Here is a 19,907-nt window from a genome sequence, read left to right on the forward strand (position 1 = left end):
GACGAGCGACCCGGGCGCCGCTTAGCGATCTTGTAGGGTGGGCATACATGCCTGATTCGTCTTTCGGGAACCCGTGACGTAGACTCATACGTCGGCTCTCGCGTGTCCTCAGGCATGTCCCGGAGCCGCCCCCAGGTAGGCGATCCCGAAAGTAGGACATGGCCAAAAAGCAAGGCGCCATCGAAATCGAGGGCACCGTGATCGAGTCTCTGCCGAACGCGATGTTCAAGGTGGAGCTGCAGAACGGTCACAAGGTCCTCGCGCACATCAGCGGCAAGATGCGGATGCACTACATCCGCATCCTCCCGGATGACCGGGTCGTCGTGGAGCTGTCTCCGTACGACCTGACGCGCGGACGGATCGTCTACCGATACAAGTAACCGCCTGTGGATCTCACCAGACCCGGAGAACCAGACCCATGAAGGTCAAGCCGAGCGTCAAGAAGATCTGCGACAAGTGCAAGGTGATCCGCCGCCACGGCCGGGTCATGGTCATCTGCGAAAACCTGCGCCACAAGCAGCGCCAGGGCTGACGCACCCGACCACCGACCACCTGATCTCGCAGAACTTCGCGCGACGCACACCCGCATATACGCAGTCGCCCATCCCCTGCCGAAGGGGATGACACCCCCGGTGGAGGCCGGGGACCCGGTCCGTACCTGGTACGGCGGACGGGGAACCGGCGCTGCGGAAGACCTCCGAAACCATCAGGAGCCAAGAACATGGCACGCCTTTCAGGCGTTGACCTCCCGCGCGAGAAGCGCGTGGAGATCGCCCTCACCTACGTCTTCGGCATCGGGCGCTCCCGCTCCCAGGAAGTGCTGAAGGAAACCGGTGTGAGCCCCGACATCCGCGTCCGCGACCTGTCGGAGGACGACCTCGTCAAGCTCCGCGACTACGTGGACGCCAACTTCAAGACCGAGGGCGACCTCCGTCGTGAGATCCAGGCCGACATCCGCCGCAAGGTGGAGATCGGCTGCTACCAGGGTCTGCGCCACCGCCGGGGCCTGCCGGTCCACGGCCAGCGCACGCACACCAACGCCCGCACCCGCAAGGGCCCGCGTCGCGCCATCGCCGGCAAGAAGAAGCCGGGCAAGAAGTAGTCCTCAGCCGGACGCTCATCAGCGGTCTTCGCTGTAGGACCGACCACCTCCACCGGGAGAGACCCAACACATGCCTCCTAAGGGCCGTCAGGGCGCAGCCAAGAAGGTGCGCCGCAAGGAAAAGAAGAACGTCGCTCACGGGCACGCCCACATCAAGAGCACGTTCAACAACACCATCGTCTCGATCACGGACCCCGCCGGGAACGTGATCTCCTGGGCCTCCGCAGGTCACGTCGGCTTCAAGGGCTCGCGCAAGTCCACCCCCTTCGCCGCGCAGATGGCCGCCGAGTCGGCCGCCCGCCGGGCGCAGGAGCACGGCATGCGCAAGGTGGACGTCTTCGTGAAGGGCCCCGGCTCCGGCCGGGAGACCGCGATCCGCTCCCTCCAGGCCACCGGCCTGGAGGTCGGCTCGATCCAGGACGTCACCCCGACCCCGCACAACGGCTGCCGCCCGCCGAAGCGCCGCCGCGTCTGACCAGCGAAACAACAGGAGACTAGACATGGCGCGATACACCGGGGCCGACTGCAAGCGTTGCCGTCGGGAGAAGCAGAAGCTCTTCCTCAAGGGAGCGAAGTGCGAGAGCGCGAAGTGCCCGATCGAGATCCGTCCTTACCCCCCGGGTGAGCACGGACGCGGGCGCACCAAGGACAGCGAGTACCTGCTTCAGCTGCGGGAGAAGCAGAAGTGCGCGCGGATCTACGGTGTCCTCGAGAAGCAGTTCGTGAACTACTACAAGGAGGCGAACCAGAAGACCGGCAAGACCGGTGAGAACCTTCTGCGCATCCTTGAGACCCGCCTCGACAACGTGGTGTACCGGGCCGGCTTCGCCAAGTCCCGCGACCACGCCCGTCAGCTGGTCCGGCACGGCCACATCACCGTCAACGGCCGCAAGAACGACATCCCGTCGGCGCGGGTGGCCGTGAACGACATCGTCGAGGTCCGCGAGTCGTCCCGGAACCTGACCCCGTTCGCGGTGGCGCAGGGCGAGGCCGGCGACAAGACCGTGCCGGCGTGGCTCGAGGCCAACGCGGGCAAGCTGCGGATCCTCGTGCACAGCATGCCCGAGCGCCAGGTGATCGACACCCAGGTGCAGGAGCAGCTGATCGTCGAGCTCTACTCGAAGTAATTCGGGGATCGCTCACGGTGACGGGTGGTACGGAGCCGCTCCGCGTTTTCGCGGTCGGCGCCGTACCACCCGTACCCTCGTAAGAACAGGGGGCGTCAAATAGCGGGCGCCCACGACTGAAGGACCGACACCATGCTGATCGCTCAGCGTCCCTCGTTGACCGAAGAGGTCGTCGACGAGTTCCGCTCCCGGTTCGTGATCGAACCGCTGGAGCCGGGCTTCGGCTACACCCTCGGCAACTCCCTGCGGCGCACTCTGCTGTCCTCCATCCCGGGCGCGGCCGTCACCTCGATCCGGGTCGACGGGGTCCTGCACGAGTTCACCACCGTGCCGGGCGTCAAGGAGGACGTCACCGACGTCATCCTCAACATCAAGCAGCTCGTCGTCTCCTCGGAGCACGACGAGCCGGTCGTGATGTACCTGCGCAAGCAGGGCCCGGGTGTCGTCACCGCCGCGGACATCGCGCCGCCGGCCGGTGTCGAGGTGCACAACCCCGACCTGGTGCTGGCCACCCTGAACGCCAAGGGCAAGCTGGAGATGGAGCTGACCGTCGAGCGCGGTCGCGGCTACGTCTCGGCGGTGCAGAACAAGCAGCAGGGCCAGGAGATCGGCCGGATCCCGGTCGACTCGATCTACAGCCCGGTGCTCAAGGTCACGTACAAGGTCGAGGCGACCCGTGTCGAGCAGCGCACCGACTTCGACAAGCTGATCGTCGACGTCGAGACCAAGCAGGCGATGCGCCCGCGTGACGCCATGGCGTCGGCGGGCAAGACGCTGGTGGAGCTGTTCGGCCTGGCCCGCGAGCTGAACGTCGACGCCGAGGGCATCGACATGGGCCCGTCCCCCACGGACGCCGCCCTGGCCGCGGACCTGGCGCTGCCGATCGAGGAACTGGAGCTCACCGTCCGCTCCTACAACTGCCTCAAGCGCGAGGGCATCCACTCCGTGGGTGAGCTCGTCGCCCGCTCCGAGGCGGACCTGCTCGACATCCGCAACTTCGGCGCGAAGTCGATCGACGAGGTCAAGGCGAAGCTCGCCGGTATGGGCCTGGCCCTCAAGGACAGCCCCCCCGGATTCGACCCCACCGCCGCGGCGGACGCCTTCGGCGCCGACGACGACGTGGACGCGGGCTTCGTGGAGACCGAGCAGTACTGACCTGCCGGCAGCAACCGGGACCCCGGCCCCGTCCGGGCGTCCCACCTCCCGGGGCCCCGGACCCCGGCTCCGGCCGGATGCCCTGCCTCCCGGGGCTGCCACCCCGGAGCCCGGCTCCGGCCGGGTGGTTTTCCCGGGGGCGCCCCGGACCCGCGCCCTGGGGGGCGCCGTCCCCCGGTTTCGCCCGGGGTGCCGTTCCCCGGTCGGGGGGCGGAACGCCCAGGGCGTCGGCCCCGGACTTCCGGGTCTGCAGCCGCAGGCCCGGCACTGACATCGGTACCTGATACGGCCGGTGCAGCGAAGAAGGAGAAAGACCATGCCTCAGCCCGCAAAGGGTGCCCGCCTCGGTGGCGGCGCCGCGCACGAGAAGCTGCTGCTCGCGAACCTCGCGAAGTCGCTCTTCGAGCACGGCCGGATCAAGACCACCGAGGCCAAGGCGCGCCGGCTGCGTCCGGTCGCGGAGCGGCTGATCACGAAGGCGAAGAAGGGCGACATCCACAACCGTCGCCAGGTACTGCAGACGATCACGGACAAGGGCGTGGTCCACGCGCTCTTCACCGACATCGCGCCGCGCTACGAGAACCGTCCGGGCGGCTACACCCGGATCACCAAGATCGGTCCCCGTCGCGGCGACAACGCCCCGATGGCGATCATCGAACTGGTCGAGGCGCTGACCGTGGCCCAGCAGGCCACCGGTGAGGCCGAAGCCGCCACCAAGCGGTCCGCCAAGGACCGCGCCGGCGACGAGGCCCTGGCCGAGGTGAAGAAGGACGACGCCCCGGCCGAGGACGCTCCCGCCGCGGACGCCGAGCCCGCGGACGCCGCCCCGGCCGCCGCGGACGAGGAGTCCAAGGACGCCTGAGCGTCCTGACGACCGGCCGGCGGGCCCGTACCCCATGGGGTACGGGCCCGCCGCGCGTGCCCGGCCACCAGCGGCCGGGAGCGGCGACGAGCAGCGACGAGGAGCGACACGTGAGCGACGACCCGGCACCCGGTTTCGTACGGGTACGGCTCGACCTGGCCTATGACGGGGCGGAGTTCTCCGGGTGGGCCAAGCAGCGCGCCCGCCGGACGGTGCAGGGGGAGCTGGAGTCGGCGATCGCGACGGTGCTGCGGCTCGCCGAGCCGGTGGAGCTGACGGTGGCCGGCCGCACCGACGCCGGGGTGCACGCCCGCGGCCAGGTGGCGCACGTGGACCTGCCGGCCGAGGTGTGGGCCGCCGAGCAGGACAGGCTGCGACGCCGGCTGGCCGGACGGCTGCCCTGGGACGTACGGGTGTGGAGCGCGGTCCGCGCGCCGGCCGGCTTCAACGCCCGGTTCTCGGCGGTCTGGCGGCGTTACGCGTACCGGGTCGGCGACCACCCGGGCGGGGTCGACCCGCTGCTGCGGGGGCACGTGCTGTGGCACGACCGGCCGGTGGACGTGGCCGCCATGAACGCCGCCGCCGAGCTGCTGCTCGGCGAGCACGACTTCGCCGCGTACTGCAAGAAGCGGGAGGGCGCGACCACCATCCGCACCCTGCTCGACCTGCGCTGGGAGCGGACCGCCGACGGGCTCGCGGTGGCGACGGTACGGGCCGACGCCTTCTGCCACAACATGGTGCGGGCGCTGGTCGGGGCGATGATCCTGGTCGGCGACGGGCACAGGCCGGTCGGCTTCCCCGGCGAGGTGCTGGCGGGCAGGGAGCGGCACTCGGCCGTCAACGTGCTGCGCCCGCACGGCCTCACTCTTGAGGAGGTCGGTTACCCGGCGGACGGGCTGCTGGCCGCGCGCAGCCGGGAGGCCCGCAACAAGCGGACGCTGCCCGGCTGCCTGTAGCGCGCCGTCCGGCTGCCGGCGTAGGGGGCCGTGCCGTCGTCGGGCAGCCGGACCACGGCCGGCCGGCGGCCCGCCGTCAGCCGGCGTTCGGGTCGGCCGCCGCCGCGTCCCGGCCGCGCTGGACGATCCGCTGGAAGGCGAAGTTCGACGCCTCGTTGGCGGCCTGCTTGGCGACGGTGTCGGCCGGGGTCAGCGTCTTGCCGTTCTTCAGCCCGGCGATGGCGAAGTAGGCGTAGCGGCCGACCGCGTTCGAGGTCATCTGGCAGGCCACCGCGTGGCAGAAGTCCCGCACGCCGCCGCCGTTGAGCGGGGCCAGGTACTTGGCGGTCTTCTGCAGCTTCACCGCGTGCTGGGAGTCGGCGAAGACGGCGACCCCGACGGTGACGGCCAGGCCGCCGTTGGTGTAGGTGGCGCGGACCAGCCGGGTGCAGCCGTTCGCCGCCAGGCCCGCGGCCACGTCGTCGCGGGCGGCGCTCGCGCAGTTCACGGTGACGGAGGTGGCGGTCTTGACGTACGCCCGGCCGTTCATCAGGAACTGCTTGCCGGGGAAGAGGGTGTCCGCGGTGAGCGGGGCGGTGTCCTTGGCGGCCGTGCCGAGGTAGTCCAGCGGGTTGGGGGGCGGCGGCGGGGCCACCGGGGAGAAGGACGGCGCGGGCGGCAGCGGCAGCTGGCTCGCGGTGCCGGTCGCCGAGGCGGACGGGCCCGCGGTGTCGTCCGAGCTCCTGCCCGACAGCACCACGGCCGCGGCCACACCGCCGGCGACCACCGCGACCGCCACGACGCCGCCGACGAGCTTGGCGACCCGGCGGCGGCGGGCGTCGGCCGCGGCCTGCCGGTCGGCGAGGGCGGTCCAGTCCGGGGTGCCGGGGCCGCCCGCCGCCGTCGCCGCTTCCGCCGCCGCTGCTTCCTCCTCCGCCGCGGCCTGGCGTATCCGGCGCATGCGCTGCTGGAACGCCTCGGCCTGGCCGCCGAAGCCGGCCGCGGCGCCCGGCGGGGTCCCCGGGGTCCCCGGGGTCCCCGGCGCGGGCTGCCGGACGGGCGGGCCCTGGCGCGGCTCCGGCCCGGGGGCACCCTGCGGGCCCTGGGCGGGCGGCTGCCGGGTGTACGCCTGGGGGTCGGTGCCGGGGCCCTGCTGCTGCGCCGCGCCGCCCTGGGGCTGCTGCTGCGGGCTCCAGGCCGGTCCGGCGCCGGGGGCCTGCGGCCCGGCCGGCGGCGGCGCGGCGTACTGCTGCCGCGGGTCGCCGTGCGGCGCCGCCTGCGGTGGCTGACGCGCGTCGTACTGTCGCTGCGCTTGCGCCGGTGAGGGGATGACGCGTCCCTCCAGGACCTCGCGCCCGCCCTCGGTGGGACGCGGATCCTTCGGCGGCTGCTGCCCGGCCCGTTCAGTCATGTCGCGCATCATATTGCCGTACCGATGGTGCCGGTGTTCCGGGAAGCGCCCGGGGCACCGGCCGCCGGTCCCTCCGGTGGCCACGGGAAATCCGGGGCCGAAAACGACTTGGGGCGCAACCGGACGCCCAGGGAGAATTCCGTCCATGGGACATGTGGAAGCAGCGCACATCGAGTACTACCTGCCGGACGGGCGGGCGCTGCTCGGCGACGTCTCGTTCCGGGTCGGCGACGGCGCGGTGACGGCCCTGGTCGGGCCGAACGGTGCCGGCAAGACCACCCTGCTGCGGCTGATCGCCGGCGAGCTGAAACCGCACGCCGGCACCGTCACGGTCAGCGGCGGCCTCGGGGTGATGCGGCAGTTCGTCGGCAGCGTCCGCGACGACCGCACCGTCCGCGACCTGCTGGTGTCGGTGGCCCACCCGCGGATCCAGGCCGCCGCCAAGGCCGTCGACGTCGCCGAGCTGGCGATGATGGCGCAGGACGACGAGCCCGCGCAGATGGCGTACGCGACCGCGCTCGGCGAATGGGCGGAGGCGCGCGGCTACGAGGCCGAGACGCTCTGGGACATGTGCACCACGGCCGCGCTCGGCGCGCCGTACGAACGGGCGCAGTGGCGCGAGGTCAAGACGCTCTCCGGCGGCGAGCAGAAGCGGCTGGTGCTGGAGGCGCTGCTGCGCGGCCCCGACGAGGTGCTGCTGCTGGACGAGCCGGACAACTACCTGGACGTCCCCGGCAAGCGCTGGCTGGAGGAGCAGCTCGCGCAGACCAGGAAGACGGTGCTGTTCGTCAGCCACGACCGTGAGCTGCTGGCCCGCAGCGCCGAGCGGATCGTGAGCGTGGAGACCGGCGCGGCCGGCTCCACGACCTGGGTGCACGGCGGCGGCTTCGGCACCTTCCACGAGGCGCGCAAGGAGCGGTTCGCCCGCTTCGAGGAACTGCGCCGCCGCTGGGAGGAGGAGCACGCCAAGATCAGGGCGATGGTGCTGAGACTGCGTCAGCAGGCCGCCATCAGCCCTGACATGGCCTCCCGCTATCACGCCGCCCAGACCCGGCTGCGCCGCTTCGAGGACGCCGGACCGCCGCCGGAGCCGCCGCGCGAGCAGGACATCAGGATGCGGCTCAAGGGCGGCCGTACCGGAGTACGGGCGGTGACCTGCCACCAGCTGGAGCTGACCGGCCTGATGAGGCCGTTCGACCTGGAGGTCTTCTACGGCGAGCGGGTCGCGGTGCTCGGCTCCAACGGCTCTGGCAAGTCGCACTTCCTGCGGCTGCTGGCCGGTGACCCGAGCGTGGCGCACACCGGCACGTACAAGCTGGGCGCGCGGGTCGTGGTCGGGCACTTCGCCCAGACGCACGCGCACCCGGAGCTGATGGGCCGGACCCTGGTGGACATCCTGTGGGGCGAGCACGCGCACGACCGCGGGCGGGCGATGTCCGTACTGCGCCGCTACGAACTGGAGCGGCAGGGCGACCAGCCGTTCGACAAGCTCTCCGGCGGGCAGCAGGCGCGGTTCCAGATCCTGCTGATGGAGCTGGCCGGCACGACGGCGCTGCTGCTGGACGAGCCGACCGACAACCTCGACCTGGAGAGCGCGGAGGCCCTCCAGGAGGGCCTGGAGTCCTACGACGGCACGGTGCTGGCGGTCACCCACGACCGCTGGTTCGCCCGGTCCTTCGACCGGTTCCTCGTCTTCGGCTCCGACGGTCTCGTCCGCGAGAGCCCGGAACCGGTCTGGGACGAGCGCCGCGTCGACCGCACCCGCTGAACCCCGTGCCGCGCGGCGCCGTTGCGCCCCGCGGAGAGCGGCCGGCGCCCGGCCGGCGCCCGGCCGGCGCCCGACCGGCCCCCGACCGGCCCCCGGCCGGCCCCCGGCCGCTCTCCGCGGCCGGCGGTCCCGGCGTCGCCCCTCACCGGTCGCCGCCGCCGGCGAAGGCGCCCCAGCCGGGAGGGGACCGCCCGGGAAGGGCGCCGCATGACCGCCGCGGCCCCCGCCCGGGGAGCCGCGTTTTGACCCGTGGCGGCCCCCACGGGTATCCTCCGAGTTCGTTATGCGTATTGGCTTGCTCTATCTCACGTGAGGGGCCCTTACGCCGGTTCACCGGGCCGATGGACAGCGGCAGGCCGACGGGTTGCGTCCCCGAAGGCGGTCAGGGCTGTCGTGATCGTCCGGGTGGCCTTGTCAGGACACATTCACTGAGAAGAAGCGAAGGCTACGACCGTGCGTACGTTCAGCCCCAAGCCCGGCGACGTTACTCGCCAGTGGCACGTCATCGACGCCCGGGATGTCGTCCTGGGCCGTCTGGCGACCCAGGCCGCGACCCTTCTGCGGGGCAAGCACAAGCCCATCTACGCCCCGCACGTCGACACCGGTGACTTCGTCATCATCATCAACGCCGACAAGGTTCACCTGACCGGCAACAAGAAGACCCAGAAGATGGCCTACCGCCACTCCGGCTACCCGGGCGGCCTGCGCTCCGTGCGCTACGACGAGCTGCTGGACAAGCACCCGGAGAAGGCCGTCGAGAAGGCCGTCAAGGGCATGCTCCCCAAGAACACCCTGGGCCGTCAGATGCTCACCAAGCTCAAGGTCTACTCGGGTGACCAGCACCCGCACTCGGCCCAGCAGCCGGTGCCGTTCGAGATCACCCAGGTCGCGCAGTAGTCCCGGCCACCAGCTACCAGAAGGAATCTGAGGAGAATCGTGGCTGAGACCACTGCCGAGACCGTTCTCGAGGGCGACGAGTCCTACGGCGAGATCACGACCTTCGAGTCGGAGGCCGTCGAGTCGGAGTACACCTCCGAGTCGCTCGCCTCCCGCTTCGGCGACCCGCAGCCGGCCGCCGGCACCGGCCGCCGCAAGCAGTCCATCGCCCGCGTCCGGATCATCCCGGGCAGCGGCAAGTGGAAGATCAACGGCCGCACCCTTGAGGGCTACTTCCCGAACAAGGTGCACCAGCAGGAAGTCAACGAGCCGTTCAAGGTGCTGGAGCTCGACGGCCGCTACGACGTCGTCGCCCGTATCAGCGGTGGCGGCATCTCCGGCCAGGCCGGCGCGCTGCGCCTGGGCGTGGCCCGCGCGCTCAACGAGGCGGACGTGGACAACAACCGCGGCCCGCTGAAGAAGGCCGGCTTCCTGACCCGCGACGACCGTGCGGTCGAGCGGAAGAAGGCCGGTCTGAAGAAGGCCCGCAAGGCGCCGCAGTTCAGCAAGCGCTGACGCCTCCGGCGGACGACCCACCCCCGCCCGGCGTGTCCGACGCCCCGGAGACACATTTGGTGCCTCCGGGGCGTTCGCGTTACGCGGGCTGGGCGTATATAGGCGTATACGCGTATCGGTGTATGTGTGGATCGGTGTAGAACCGAGAACGCGGCACGGGTACGGCACAGCCGCCGCACCTCGCACGTCATCGGTCATCGGAGGAAACAACAGTGGGACGACTCTTCGGCACCGACGGGGTACGCGGCATGGCCAACGCCGACCTCACCGCCGAGCTGGCGCTCGGCCTGTCCGTCGCGGCGGCACACGTGCTGGGCGAGGCGGGCGGCTTCGAGGGGCACCGGCCGGTGGCCGTGGTCGGCCGCGACCCGCGGGCGTCCGGCGAGTTCCTGGAGGCCGCGGTGGTGGCGGGCCTGGCCAGCGCGGGCGTGGACGTGCTGCGGGTCGGGGTGCTGCCCACCCCGGCGGTGGCGTACCTCACCGGCGCGCTGGGCGCCGATCTCGGGGTGATGCTGTCCGCCAGTCACAACGCCATGCCGGACAACGGTGTCAAGTTCCTGGCCCGCGGCGGCCACAAACTGGACGACGAGCTGGAGGAGCGGATCGAGGCGGTCTACGAGGAGCACCGCACGGGCGCTCCCTGGAACCGCCCCACCGGCGCCGGCGTCGGCCGGGTCCGTGACTACCACGAGGGCTTCGACCAGTACGTGGCCCACCTGATCGGAGTGCTGCCGAACCGGCTCGACGGACTGAAGGTGGTCCTGGACGAGGCGCACGGCGCGGCCTCCTGGGTGTCGCCCGAGGCGTTCTCCCGGGCCGGTGCCGAGGTCGTCACGATCGGCGCCCAGCCCGACGGCCTCAACATCAACGACGGCTGTGGCTCCACCCACCTGGAACTGCTCAAGGCCGCCGTGGTCGAGCACGGCGCCGACTTCGGCATCGCCCACGACGGCGACGCCGACCGCTGCCTGGCGGTGGACGCGGCGGGCGAGGAGGTCGACGGCGACCAGATCCTGGCCGTCCTGGCGGTGGCGCTGCGCGAGCGCGGCGGGCTGCGGGAGAACACCGTGGTCGCCACCGTGATGTCCAACCTCGGCTTCAAGCTGGCGATGGAGGCCGAGGGCATCGAACTGGTGCAGACCGCGGTCGGCGACCGCTACGTGCTGGAGGCGATGAAGGAGCACGGCTACGCGCTCGGCGGCGAGCAGTCCGGGCACGTCATCGTGCTGGACCACGCCACGACCGGCGACGGCACGCTGACCGGGCTGCTGCTGGCGGCCCGGGTCGCCGAGACCGGCCGTCCGCTGGCGGACCTCGCGACCGTCATGCGGCGGCTGCCGCAGGTGCTGGTCAACGTGCCGGACGTGGACAGGAGCCGGGTCGAGTCGGCGCCCGAGCTGGCGGCGGCGGTCGCCGAGGCGGAGAGCGAGCTGGGGTCCACCGGGCGGGTGCTGCTGCGCTCCTCGGGCACCGAACCACTCGTACGGGTGATGGTGGAGGCGGCCGACATCGACCACGCCCGGACGGTGGCGGGCCGGCTGGCGGACGTGGTGAAGTCGGCGCTCGGCTGAGAAGGGGCGGCGGCGCGTCGGGCCGGCGGCCGGAGGGCGGGGCCGGCCCCGCCGCCCGCCCGGCTACAGCTTGCGCAGGCTCAGCCGCCGCACCCGGTGCTGCGGCCCCTTGCGGAGCACCAGCGTCGCCCGGCTGCGGGTCGGCAGCACGTTCTCCTCCAGGTTGGGCCGGTTGACGGTGTGCCAGACCAGCTGGGCGAACTCCAGCGCCTCGGTCTCCGACACCTCGGTGAACCTGCGGAAGTACGATCCGGGATCCTGGAACGCGGTCGCGCGCAGCTTGCGGAACCGGTCGAGGTACCACCGCTCGATGTCCTCGGTCCTGGCGTCCACGTACACGCTGAAGTCGAAGTGGTCGGCGAGGCCGATCCTGGTCCGGCCGTCGCTGCCCGGCAGCGCCGGTTGCAGCACGTTGAGCCCCTCCACGATGAGCACGTCGGGGCGGCGGACGGCGAGCCGCTCGCCGGGCACGATGTCGTAGCTCAGGTGGGAGTACACCGGCGCGGTGACCTCGGGCTTTCCGGACTTGACGTCGGCGACGAAGCGGGTCAGCGCGCGGCGGTCGTAGGACTCGGGGAAGCCCTTGCGGGACATCAGGCCGCGCCGGGTCAGCTCGGCGTTGGGCAGCAGGAAGCCGTCGGTGGTGACGAGTTCGACCCTGCGGGGCGGCTCGGGCCGGGCGGCGCCGCCGGAGGGCGCTCGGGGAAGGGCGAGCAGGGCCTGGAGGAGGCGGGCGGTGGTGGACTTGCCGACCGCGACGCTGCCGGCCACCCCGATGACGAAGGGCGTGCCGGGCTGGGTGCTCTGGCCGCCGTCCGCGAGGTCGCCGAGGAAGGTGTTGAGGGCGCCGCGCAGCCCGCTGTGGGCCGCTATGTAGAGGTTCAGCAGCCGGGCCAGCGGCAGGTAGACGTCCACCACCTCCTCCAGGTCCACCACGTCGCCCAGCCCGCGCAGCCGCTCGACCTCGGCGGCGGTCAGCGACAGCGGGGTGCGGTCGCGCAGCCCGCGCCACTGCTCACGGGTGAGGTCGACGTACGGGCTGGTGGGGGCGGGTGTCGTCGGCACCGGCCCATTGTCCTGCGCGGCGCGGGGCGGGACACGGCGGGGTCGGCCGGACGGCGGTCCGGGGGCGTGGGCCGGGTGCCGTGGCCCGGGTGCCGTGGCCCGGGTGCTGTCGTCCGGGCGCCGCGGGGCGGCGGACACCGCGGCGCCGGCCGGCCCGGGGCTCCGGGCCGGTCATGGGACAGCGCAGGGCGTCCGCCTTAAGCTGGCGGCCATGCGCGTACGCCGTGAAGTGGTCGTCGGATGATCGTAGGAGTCGGGATCGACGTGGCCGGGATCGACCGCTTCGAGGCGGCCCTCACCCGCACCCCCGGTATGGCCGAACGCCTCTTCACCCCCGCCGAACTGTGCCTGCCCAGCGGTGAACGCCGCGGCCTCGCCTCCCTGGCCGCCCGCTTCGCCGCCAAGGAGGCCCTTGCCAAGTCCCTCGGCGCGCCGCCCGGCCTGCACTGGCTCGACGCCGAGATCACCACCACCCCCTCGGGGCAGCCCCTGCTCACCGTCCGCGGCACCGTCGCCCGCCGCGCCGCCGTCCTCGGCGTCACCAACTGGCACGTCTCCCTCAGCCACGACGCGGGCATCGCCTCCGCGGTGGTGATCGCGGAGAGCTGAGGGCGGCTCCGCCCGGCCGGTCCGCGCGGCGGCGGCAGGCGGCCCTGACCCCGTCACCGGCGGACTCCCGCACGAGCGCCCGGAGCTGACGCGGCGTGACCGGGCACCCCGCACGCCGCGCTTCGGGGACTCCGGCCCGCCGACGGCCGCGTGGCACCGCGTACCGGGCGTCCGTATCCTCGGGCTGACCGCCGACCGGAGGGTCGCTGACTGGAGGTTCGCGATGAGGTACGGGCACAGCGTGGCGACCGTACGGGCGGCGGAGGGGGCACTCATGGGGCGGCTGCCCGACGGGGCGCTGATGCGGCGGGCGGCGGCCGGGCTGGCCGCGGTGTGCGCGGAACTGGTGGGGCGGGTCTACGGGGCCCGGGTGGTGGTGCTGACCGGGAGCGGCGACAACGGCGGCGACGCCCTGTACGCGGGCGCCCGGCTCGCGCGGCGCGGGGCGGGGGTGACCGCGGTGCTGCTGGCCCCGAACCGCGCGCACGCCGGGGGGCTGGCGGCCCTGCTGGCGGCCGGCGGCCGGACCGCCGCGGCGGGCGACGGACCCGGCCTGGTCGCCGGGGCCGATCTGGTGCTGGACGGGATCACCGGCATCGGCGGCAAGGGCGGCCTGCGACCGGAGGCCGCGGCGCTGGCGCGGGCCGCGCACCGGGCGCGCGCCGCCGTCGTCGCGGTGGACCTGCCGAGCGGCGTGGACGCCGACACCGGCGAGGTGCCGGGCGAGGCGGTGCGCGCCGATGTGACGGTCACCTTCGGCACGTACAAGCCGGGCCTGCTGGTCGACCCCGCCGCCGAACACGCCGGCGCGCTGCGGCTGATCGACATCGGGCTCGGCGGCGACCTGGGCCCCCCGGCGCTGGAGGCCCTCCAGCACGCCGACGTGGCCGCCCTGCTGCCCGGCCCCGCCGGTGAGAGCGACAAGTACAGCCGGGGCGTGGTCGGCGTCGCGGCCGGCTCCCAGCGGTACCCGGGCGCGGCCGTGCTGGCGGTCTCCGGCGCGCTGCGGGCCGGCGCGGGCGCCGTCCGCTACGTCGGCCCCGGCGGTGACGCGGTGCTCGCCCGCCACCCCGAGGTGCTGGTCTCCGCCGGCTCGCCGCGCGACGCCGGGCGGGTGCAGGCGTGGGTGGCCGGCCCCGGGCTCGGCGACACCGCCGACGCCCGGACCGCCGTGGACGAGGCGCTGGACAGCGCCGTCCCCGTCCTGGTGGACGCCGACGGCCTGCGCCTGCTGGACGCCGGCACCGTACGGAAGCGGCCCGCGCCGACCGTACTGACCCCGCACGCCGGGGAGGCGGCCGGCCTGCTCGGCTGGGAGCGCGCGGACGTCGAGGCGCGGCGGCTGGACGCGGTCCGGGCGCTGGCCGACCGCTTCGGGGCGACCGTGCTGCTCAAGGGCTCCACGACGCTAATCGCCGACCCGGACGACGGCGTCCCGGTCCGGGTCAACCCGACCGGCACCGCCTGGCTGGCCACCGCGGGCAGCGGCGACGTGCTGTCCGGCCTCACCGGCTCGCTGCTGGCCGCCGGCCTCGCCGCCCGCGACGCCGCCTCGGTCGGCGCGTACCTGCACGGCCTGGCGGCCCGGCTGGCCGGCGGCCCGCTCGCCGCGCTCGACGTGGCCGACGCGGTCCCGGCGGCTTGGCGCAACGTCCGGGCCTGAGAGACTGGGCCGGATGAACGACACGGACACGCGCGCCCGGGCACGGATCGACCTGGGCGCGCTGCGCGCGAACGTCGCGGCACTGCGGGCGAAGGCCCCCGGCGCCGCGTTCATGGCCGTCGTCAAGGCCGACGGCTACGGGCACGGCATGGTGCCGTGCGCGCGGGCCGCGCTGGCGGCCGGCGCCACCTGGATCGGCGTCGCCACCCCCGAGGAGGCCCTGGCGGTACGGGCGGCCGGCATCGGCGCCCGGGTGCTGTGCTGGCTGTGGACGCCCGGCGGCCCCTGGCGGGCGTGCGTCGAGGCGGACGTCGATGTGACGGTGAGCGCGCGATGGGCGCTCACCGCGGTCACCGAGGCGGCCCGCGCGGCCGGCCGCACCGCCCGGGTGCAGCTCAAGATCGACGCCGGGCTCGGCCGCAACGGCGCCCAGCCCGCCGACTGGCCCGCCCTCACCGCCGCCGCCCGTGCCGCCGAGCGCGCCGGGCTGATCGAGGTGACCGGCGTCTGGGCGCACTTCTCCTGCGCCGACGAGCCCGGCCACCCCGCGATCGACCGCGAACTGGGCGTCTTCCTGCGGGCCGTCCGGCAGGCCGAGGACGCGGGCCTGACCCCCGAGGTGCGGCACATCGCCAACTCCCCCGGCACCCTCACCCTCCCCGAGGCGCACTTCGACCTGGTGCGGCCGGGCATCGCCATGTACGGCATCTCCCCGGTGCCGCAGCTCGGCGGCCCCGCCGACTTCGGGCTGCGCCCGGTGATGACGCTCAGCGCCCACCTCGCCTCGGTCAAGCGGGTGCCCGGCGGACACGGCGTCAGTTACGGCCACCACTACGTCACTCCGGGCGACACGACGCTTGCCCTGGTCCCGCTGGGGTACGCGGACGGAGTACCGCGGCACGCGTCCGGCGCGGGGCCGGTGCTGGTGGCCGGGAAGTGGCGGGTGGTGGCGGGACGTGTCGCGATGGACCAGTTCGTCGTCGACCTCGGTGGCGACGCCGCCGGCCCCGGTGACGAGGCCGTCCTCTTCGGCCCCGGCGACGACGGCGAGCCCACGGCCGAGGACTGGGCCCGAGCCGCCGGCACCATCGCCTACGAGATCGTCACCCGGATCGGCCCCCGGGTCCCCCGTACGTACCTGGACGGCGCCGCCGGCGCCGTCGACCTCGGCGGGCGGTAGCGGCCACATGCCCGAGAAGACATGGGAGAAGGCCGGACTGGTCGGCGCCGCGATCGGCGTGGTGGCGGCCGGCGCCGCCGCCGGAGTGGCGATCGAGCGGGCCACCGTCGGCCGCGGCACCCGCCGCCGGGCCCGGCTCGCCCTGGACGCGGCCGGCCCCTACGGCACGCTGCGCGGCGCCCCCGGCACGGCGGTCGCCGAGGACGGCACCGAGCTGTACTACGAGACCGAGGAGGCCGACCCGCTGCCGCCGTCTGAACCGCCGCAGCCGCAGAAGCGCGGCCGGGGCTGGCTGCGCCTGCCCGGCCAGGCCAAGGGCCGGCCGGTGCGGGCCCCGCTCCCGCTCACCGTCGTCTTCTCGCACGGCTACTGCCTGACCCAGGACGCCTGGCACTTCCAGCGCGCCGCCCTGCGCGGCACCGTACGGGCCGTCTACTGGGACCAGCGCAGCCACGGCCGCAGCGAACGCGGCCGGGACCAGGCGGCCGGCAAGCCCGCCACCATCGACCAGCTGGGCCGGGACCTGAAGGCGGTGCTGGACGCGGCCGTGCCCGAGGGCCCGGTGGTGCTGGTCGGGCACTCCATGGGCGGCATGACGGTGATGGCCTTCGCCGACCAGTTCCCGGAGTACGTCAGGGACCGGGTCGCCGGGGTGGCGTTCGTGTCGACCTCCGCGGGCAAGCTCGCCGCCGTCACCCTCGGCCTGCCGGCCGCCGGCGCGCGGGCCTTCCGGCTGCTGGCCCCCGGTGTGCTGCGGCTGCTCGGCAGCCAGGTCGACCTGGTGGAACGCACCCGCCGGGCCACCGCCGACCTGTTCGCCGGACTGATCAAGCGGTACTCCTTCGGCGCCGAGGACATCGACCCGGCGGTCGGCCGGTTCGCCGAGCGGCTGATCGAGTCCACGCCGATCGACGTGGTGGCGGAGTTCTACCCGGCGTTCACCGAGCACGAGAAGGGCGCCGCGCTCGCCGTGCTGGACGGGACGCCCGCGCTGGTGCTGGCCGGTGACAAGGACCTGCTGACGCCCAGCGCGCACAGCGCCGAGATCGCCGAGAAACTCCCGGCCGCCGAGCTGATCATCGTGCCGGGCGCCGGGCACCTGGTGCTGATGGAGCGGCCGGCACTGGTCACCACCGCCCTCGCCCGGCTGACGGCGGAGGCCGCCGACACCGTACGCGCCCCCGTCGCGCCGCGGCTTCGGCAGCTGGCGGCCATGACCGACGAGTAGCATGCGCCTTCATGGGCAAACCGCACGACCGGCACCCCGCCGATACCGCAGAGGCCGCTCCCGTGGTCCGCATCACCGTCCGCGACCCCGAGCGCATGCACGAGCTGGGCCGGCGGCTCGCCGCCCTTCTCACCCCCGGTGACCTGGTCCTGCTCAGTGGCGAGCTGGGCGCCGGCAAGACCACCCTGACCCGCGGGCTGGGCGAGGGCCTCGGCGTCCGCGGCGCCGTCACGTCGCCGACCTTCGTCATCGCCCGGGTACACCCCTCGCTCGGCGACGGCCCGGCCCTGGTGCACGTGGACGCCTACCGGCTGGGCGGCGGCCTGGACCAGATGGAGGACCTCGACCTGGACGTGTCCCTGCCGGAGTCGGTGGTGGTCGTCGAGTGGGGCGACGGAAAGGTGGAGGACCTCTCCGACGCGCGGCTGCACGTGGCCATCGCCCGTACGGCCGGCGGGGAGGAGCAGGAGCGGGCGGACGACGTCCGCGAGGTGACCGTGACCGGGGTCGGGCCGCGCTGGGCGCAGGAGGACCTGGGCACGCTGCGGGTGTGAGCCGACATGAACCGACACGGTGTCGGGAAGATGTTGCGCACCGGCGGGCGCCCGTGGTCTGCTGGAGGCGGGCAGCTGGTTAGGGCTGCCTAACTTCGCCGTACGAGGAGGCGCGCATGCCGGCCCAGCCCCCGCACGACCAGCACCCCACCCCCTCGGTGAGCGATGTCCTGGCCTCCTGCGCGGCGGCCCGCACGGTCTCCACACCCCCACGGGACCCCGCCCGGGGCGACGCCGCCGAAGGCACCCCGGAGGGCGCCGCCGGACCGGACGGTGCCGCCGGGCGCGGCGCGGGCTCGCCGGCGCGGGCCGCGACGCCGCCTGAGGATCATCCGGGCGGGTGAAGCCCGCGGTTTCCCGGCGGGCAGGGTGACCGGCCCCCGGCCGGTGGTCCAGGTACGGCAGGAGCAGCCCCTTTCGGGCCGGTGGCGACGTGCGCCCTCGTCGTGGTTCATCGCGCGTTTCTCCGCGCCCCTGGGCGGAGCACCTGCCCGGCGCAACGGCAATCCCCGGGGCGTGGGCCTTTGCCGCCGGCGGCAGCCCACCCGAGGGCGCGGCCATCCTCCCCGCCGGACGGCAACGCACCAGGGCCGTGGGGAGCGGCGCGCGCAACCGGCCACCGGTCGGTGGCGGGAGAGCACGTCCCCGGGCGCTGCACGACGCGCAGGCGCGCGCCCATTCGGTCGGTGGGCGAAAGAACGGAGCCGGCGTATTCCGGCAGCCCCGGTGGACGTTTTCGGGGGCGGGGGCCGTGTGTGCCGGCTTCCAGGCTACCGTCGCGGTTGCGTACCGTGATCTCCCGATGCCGCCTATGTGACGGCGGAGGAGAGGGGAACAGGCATGCGATCTCACGGTTTCACGACATACGCGGTGCACGGCGGGGACGGCGGAGAGGGAGACGGGGACGGGCATCCCGGGACGCCGTGGACCCCGCCGGAGGAGCCGCCGTCGCCGGACGGCGACACCCCGTCCGGCGACGGAAAGCACCGCCGATGACGTTGACCGGCCATCAGGTCCGGACGGCCTGGGCGGACCTGGTGTGCTCCCTGGTCGAATCCGGCACGATGACGCCGCAGTGGGCGACCGCGTTCCGGGAGGTCGACCGGGCACGGTTCCTCCCGGCGGTCGTGTGGCCGTACGACATGGCCACCAGGACCAGCACGCGCAGCGACCGGAACGCCGATCCGGACGGCTGGTACGGCCACGCCGACGCGAATGTGCCGGTCACCACCCAGTGGGACGACGGCCGCCACGAGGGGCCGGGCCCCGGCCGCGTACCCACTTCCTCCGCCTCCGCGCCCTCGGTCGTCGCGGCGATGCTGCGCGACCTGGACGTGCGCGACGGCCTGCGCGTACTGGAGATCGGAACGGGGACCGGCTGGAACGCGGGCCTGCTCACCCGCCGTCTTGGCGACGGGCAGGTCACCAGCGTGGAGGTCGATCCGGCCGTCGCGGCCACCGCCGCCACCGCCCTGCACGAGACCGGCCTGTCGCCGGAGCTGGTGGTCGCCGACGGGCTGCCCGGCCACCCGGCGGGCGCCCCCTACGACCGGGTGATCGCGACCATGGCGGTGCGCGCCGTCCCCTACGCGTGGGTGCGGCAGACCGTTCCCACGGGTGTGGTCGTGACACCGTGGGGCACGCACTACTCGCCCGCCGACGCGGTGGCACGCCTGGTCGTCGCGGGCGACCACAGCCGCGCCGAGGGACGGTTCACCCGGCCCGTGGAGTTCATGAAGGCGCGCACACACCGCCTGGCCAGAACCGCGCACGCCCAGTACGTTCCCGGCGGCGATGTCGCCGCCGCGGCCGAGTCCGTCACCGGCACCGACCTGGCCGCGACCGACCTCGGACATCCGTTCGGGTTCGTCGCCGGCCTGTTCGTCGGCCACGACTGCGTCAGCGCCACGGACCGCCGGGGCGCCGATCTCAGCTTCTGGCTGTACGGGATCACGGACCGCTCCTGGGCGGCAGCCGTCCTGCACGACGGCCGGCGGACGTCCACGGTCTACCAGGGCGGCCCCCGACGCCTGTGGGACGGCATCGAGACCGCACACACGTGGTGGGCCGGAACCGGACGCCCCGACATCACCCGCTTCGGCCTGACCGTCACCCCCGACGGCCAGACAACATGGCTCGACACCCCGCACCGCCCGCTGCCCGTGCCGCAGGCGGCTGCCGACGGGGACTGAAGCCGGGGGTCCGTGGCGTCCGCCCGGCGCAAC

21 protein-coding genes are annotated in these 19,907 nt (G+C 73.7%); 19 read left to right on the forward strand and 2 right to left on the reverse strand.

Annotated features, from left to right (window positions below; all coding sequences use genetic code 11):
- Positions 1-158: 158 nt before the first annotated feature.
- The 8 genes from infA (at position 159) to truA (ending at position 5,202) form a co-directional block, all read left to right on the forward strand.
- Positions 159-380, forward strand: coding sequence for a translation initiation factor IF-1 (gene infA / locus RLT57_RS18385; RefSeq protein WP_003956442.1), 222 nt, complete (start codon positions 159-161; stop codon positions 378-380).
- 38 nt (positions 381-418) lie between these two features.
- Positions 419-532, forward strand: a complete 114-nt coding sequence (gene rpmJ / locus RLT57_RS18390) for a 50S ribosomal protein L36 (protein WP_009740505.1) — start codon at positions 419-421, stop codon at positions 530-532.
- A 189-nt stretch (positions 533-721) separates the two neighbouring features.
- Positions 722-1,102, forward strand: coding sequence for a 30S ribosomal protein S13 (gene rpsM / locus RLT57_RS18395; RefSeq protein ID WP_311298482.1), 381 nt, complete (start codon positions 722-724; stop codon positions 1,100-1,102).
- 70 nt (positions 1,103-1,172) lie between these two features.
- Positions 1,173-1,577, forward strand: coding sequence for a 30S ribosomal protein S11 (gene rpsK / locus RLT57_RS18400; protein WP_006376016.1), 405 nt, complete (start codon positions 1,173-1,175; stop codon positions 1,575-1,577).
- 25 nt (positions 1,578-1,602) lie between these two features.
- The gene (rpsD, locus tag RLT57_RS18405) at positions 1,603-2,229 is read left to right on the forward strand and encodes a 30S ribosomal protein S4 (protein WP_311298484.1); all 627 of its coding nucleotides are present in this window, start codon (positions 1,603-1,605) and stop codon (positions 2,227-2,229) included.
- 132 nt (positions 2,230-2,361) lie between these two features.
- Entirely contained in the window at positions 2,362-3,384 is a 1,023-nt protein-coding gene (locus RLT57_RS18410; protein WP_033177813.1) for a DNA-directed RNA polymerase subunit alpha, read from the forward strand.
- Positions 3,385-3,700: 316 nt separating this feature from the next.
- Entirely contained in the window at positions 3,701-4,246 is a 546-nt protein-coding gene (gene rplQ, locus RLT57_RS18415; RefSeq protein ID WP_311298485.1) for a 50S ribosomal protein L17, read from the forward strand.
- 110 nt (positions 4,247-4,356) lie between these two features.
- On the forward strand, positions 4,357-5,202 hold the full coding sequence (gene truA / locus RLT57_RS18420; protein WP_311298486.1) for a tRNA pseudouridine(38-40) synthase TruA: 846 nt from the start codon (positions 4,357-4,359) through the stop codon (positions 5,200-5,202).
- A gap of 76 nt (positions 5,203-5,278) precedes the next feature.
- Here truA and RLT57_RS18425 read toward each other — a convergent pair whose 3' ends face one another.
- On the reverse strand, positions 5,279-6,592 hold the full coding sequence (locus tag RLT57_RS18425) for a hypothetical protein (RefSeq protein ID WP_311298487.1): 1,314 nt from the start codon (positions 6,590-6,592) through the stop codon (positions 5,279-5,281).
- 145 nt (positions 6,593-6,737) lie between these two features.
- Here RLT57_RS18425 and RLT57_RS18430 point away from each other — a divergent pair, with 145 nt between their 5' ends.
- The 4 genes from RLT57_RS18430 to glmM all read left to right on the forward strand — a co-directional run bounded on the left by RLT57_RS18430 (position 6,738) and on the right by glmM (position 11,383).
- On the forward strand, positions 6,738-8,360 hold the full coding sequence (locus RLT57_RS18430) for an ABC-F family ATP-binding cassette domain-containing protein (protein ID WP_311298488.1): 1,623 nt from the start codon (positions 6,738-6,740) through the stop codon (positions 8,358-8,360).
- Between the two features lie 453 nt (positions 8,361-8,813).
- Positions 8,814-9,257 (forward strand): 50S ribosomal protein L13, encoded by a 444-nt coding sequence (gene rplM, locus RLT57_RS18435; protein ID WP_311298489.1) that lies wholly within the window; start codon positions 8,814-8,816, stop codon positions 9,255-9,257.
- 39 nt (positions 9,258-9,296) lie between these two features.
- Positions 9,297-9,812, forward strand: coding sequence for a 30S ribosomal protein S9 (gene rpsI, locus RLT57_RS18440; protein ID WP_311298490.1), 516 nt, complete (start codon positions 9,297-9,299; stop codon positions 9,810-9,812).
- Between the two features lie 212 nt (positions 9,813-10,024).
- Entirely contained in the window at positions 10,025-11,383 is a 1,359-nt protein-coding gene (gene glmM / locus RLT57_RS18445; RefSeq protein ID WP_311298491.1) for a phosphoglucosamine mutase, read from the forward strand.
- A gap of 63 nt (positions 11,384-11,446) precedes the next feature.
- Here the strand turns inward: glmM and coaA are convergent, their stop codons facing one another.
- Positions 11,447-12,448 (reverse strand): type I pantothenate kinase, encoded by a 1,002-nt coding sequence (gene coaA / locus RLT57_RS18450; RefSeq protein WP_311298492.1) that lies wholly within the window; start codon positions 12,446-12,448, stop codon positions 11,447-11,449.
- A gap of 240 nt (positions 12,449-12,688) precedes the next feature.
- On the opposite strand from coaA, the gene RLT57_RS18455 reads away from it, so the two are divergent.
- The 7 genes from RLT57_RS18455 to RLT57_RS18485 all read left to right on the forward strand — a co-directional run bounded on the left by RLT57_RS18455 (position 12,689) and on the right by RLT57_RS18485 (position 19,874).
- Positions 12,689-13,057, forward strand: coding sequence for a holo-ACP synthase (locus RLT57_RS18455; RefSeq protein WP_311298493.1), 369 nt, complete (start codon positions 12,689-12,691; stop codon positions 13,055-13,057).
- 223 nt (positions 13,058-13,280) lie between these two features.
- Entirely contained in the window at positions 13,281-14,720 is a 1,440-nt protein-coding gene (locus RLT57_RS18460) for an NAD(P)H-hydrate dehydratase (RefSeq protein ID WP_311298494.1), read from the forward strand.
- A 13-nt stretch (positions 14,721-14,733) separates the two neighbouring features.
- A complete protein-coding gene (gene alr, locus RLT57_RS18465; RefSeq protein ID WP_311298495.1) occupies positions 14,734-15,900 on the forward strand; it encodes an alanine racemase in 1,167 nt (388 codons plus the stop codon).
- A 7-nt stretch (positions 15,901-15,907) separates the two neighbouring features.
- The gene (locus tag RLT57_RS18470; protein WP_311298496.1) at positions 15,908-17,128 is read left to right on the forward strand and encodes an alpha/beta fold hydrolase; all 1,221 of its coding nucleotides are present in this window, start codon (positions 15,908-15,910) and stop codon (positions 17,126-17,128) included.
- A gap of 11 nt (positions 17,129-17,139) precedes the next feature.
- Complete coding sequence (gene tsaE / locus RLT57_RS18475; protein ID WP_311298497.1) at positions 17,140-17,682, forward strand: tRNA (adenosine(37)-N6)-threonylcarbamoyltransferase complex ATPase subunit type 1 TsaE; 543 nt, start codon at positions 17,140-17,142, stop codon at positions 17,680-17,682.
- A gap of 116 nt (positions 17,683-17,798) precedes the next feature.
- A complete protein-coding gene (locus tag RLT57_RS18480; protein WP_311298498.1) occupies positions 17,799-18,026 on the forward strand; it encodes a hypothetical protein in 228 nt (75 codons plus the stop codon).
- A 648-nt stretch (positions 18,027-18,674) separates the two neighbouring features.
- Positions 18,675-19,874 (forward strand): methyltransferase domain-containing protein, encoded by a 1,200-nt coding sequence (locus RLT57_RS18485; protein ID WP_311298499.1) that lies wholly within the window; start codon positions 18,675-18,677, stop codon positions 19,872-19,874.
- Positions 19,875-19,907 lie beyond the last annotated feature (33 nt).

It is taken from the genome of Streptomyces sp. ITFR-21, assembly GCF_031844685.1.
Classification (GTDB): Bacteria; Actinomycetota; Actinomycetes; order Streptomycetales; family Streptomycetaceae; genus Actinacidiphila.

Coding starts and splice junctions, on each gene's coding strand:
- infA (WP_003956442.1), top strand. CDS start 159: ATGGCCAAAAAGCAAGGCGCCATCGAAATCGAGGGCACCGTGATCGAG.
- rpmJ (WP_009740505.1), top strand. CDS start 419: ATGAAGGTCAAGCCGAGCGTCAAGAAGATCTGCGACAAGTGCAAGGTG.
- rpsM (WP_311298482.1), top strand. CDS start 722: ATGGCACGCCTTTCAGGCGTTGACCTCCCGCGCGAGAAGCGCGTGGAG.
- rpsK (WP_006376016.1), top strand. CDS start 1,173: ATGCCTCCTAAGGGCCGTCAGGGCGCAGCCAAGAAGGTGCGCCGCAAG.
- rpsD (WP_311298484.1), top strand. CDS start 1,603: ATGGCGCGATACACCGGGGCCGACTGCAAGCGTTGCCGTCGGGAGAAG.
- RLT57_RS18410 (WP_033177813.1), top strand. CDS start 2,362: ATGCTGATCGCTCAGCGTCCCTCGTTGACCGAAGAGGTCGTCGACGAG.
- rplQ (WP_311298485.1), top strand. CDS start 3,701: ATGCCTCAGCCCGCAAAGGGTGCCCGCCTCGGTGGCGGCGCCGCGCAC.
- RLT57_RS18425 (WP_311298487.1), bottom strand. CDS start 6,592: ATGACTGAACGGGCCGGGCAGCAGCCGCCGAAGGATCCGCGTCCCACC.
- RLT57_RS18430 (WP_311298488.1), top strand. CDS start 6,738: ATGGGACATGTGGAAGCAGCGCACATCGAGTACTACCTGCCGGACGGG.
- RLT57_RS18455 (WP_311298493.1), top strand. CDS start 12,689: ATGATCGTAGGAGTCGGGATCGACGTGGCCGGGATCGACCGCTTCGAG.
- RLT57_RS18460 (WP_311298494.1), top strand. CDS start 13,281: ATGAGGTACGGGCACAGCGTGGCGACCGTACGGGCGGCGGAGGGGGCA.
- alr (WP_311298495.1), top strand. CDS start 14,734: ATGAACGACACGGACACGCGCGCCCGGGCACGGATCGACCTGGGCGCG.
- RLT57_RS18470 (WP_311298496.1), top strand. CDS start 15,908: ATGCCCGAGAAGACATGGGAGAAGGCCGGACTGGTCGGCGCCGCGATC.
- tsaE (WP_311298497.1), top strand. CDS start 17,140: ATGGGCAAACCGCACGACCGGCACCCCGCCGATACCGCAGAGGCCGCT.
- RLT57_RS18480 (WP_311298498.1), top strand. CDS start 17,799: ATGCCGGCCCAGCCCCCGCACGACCAGCACCCCACCCCCTCGGTGAGC.
- RLT57_RS18485 (WP_311298499.1), top strand. CDS start 18,675: ATGACGTTGACCGGCCATCAGGTCCGGACGGCCTGGGCGGACCTGGTG.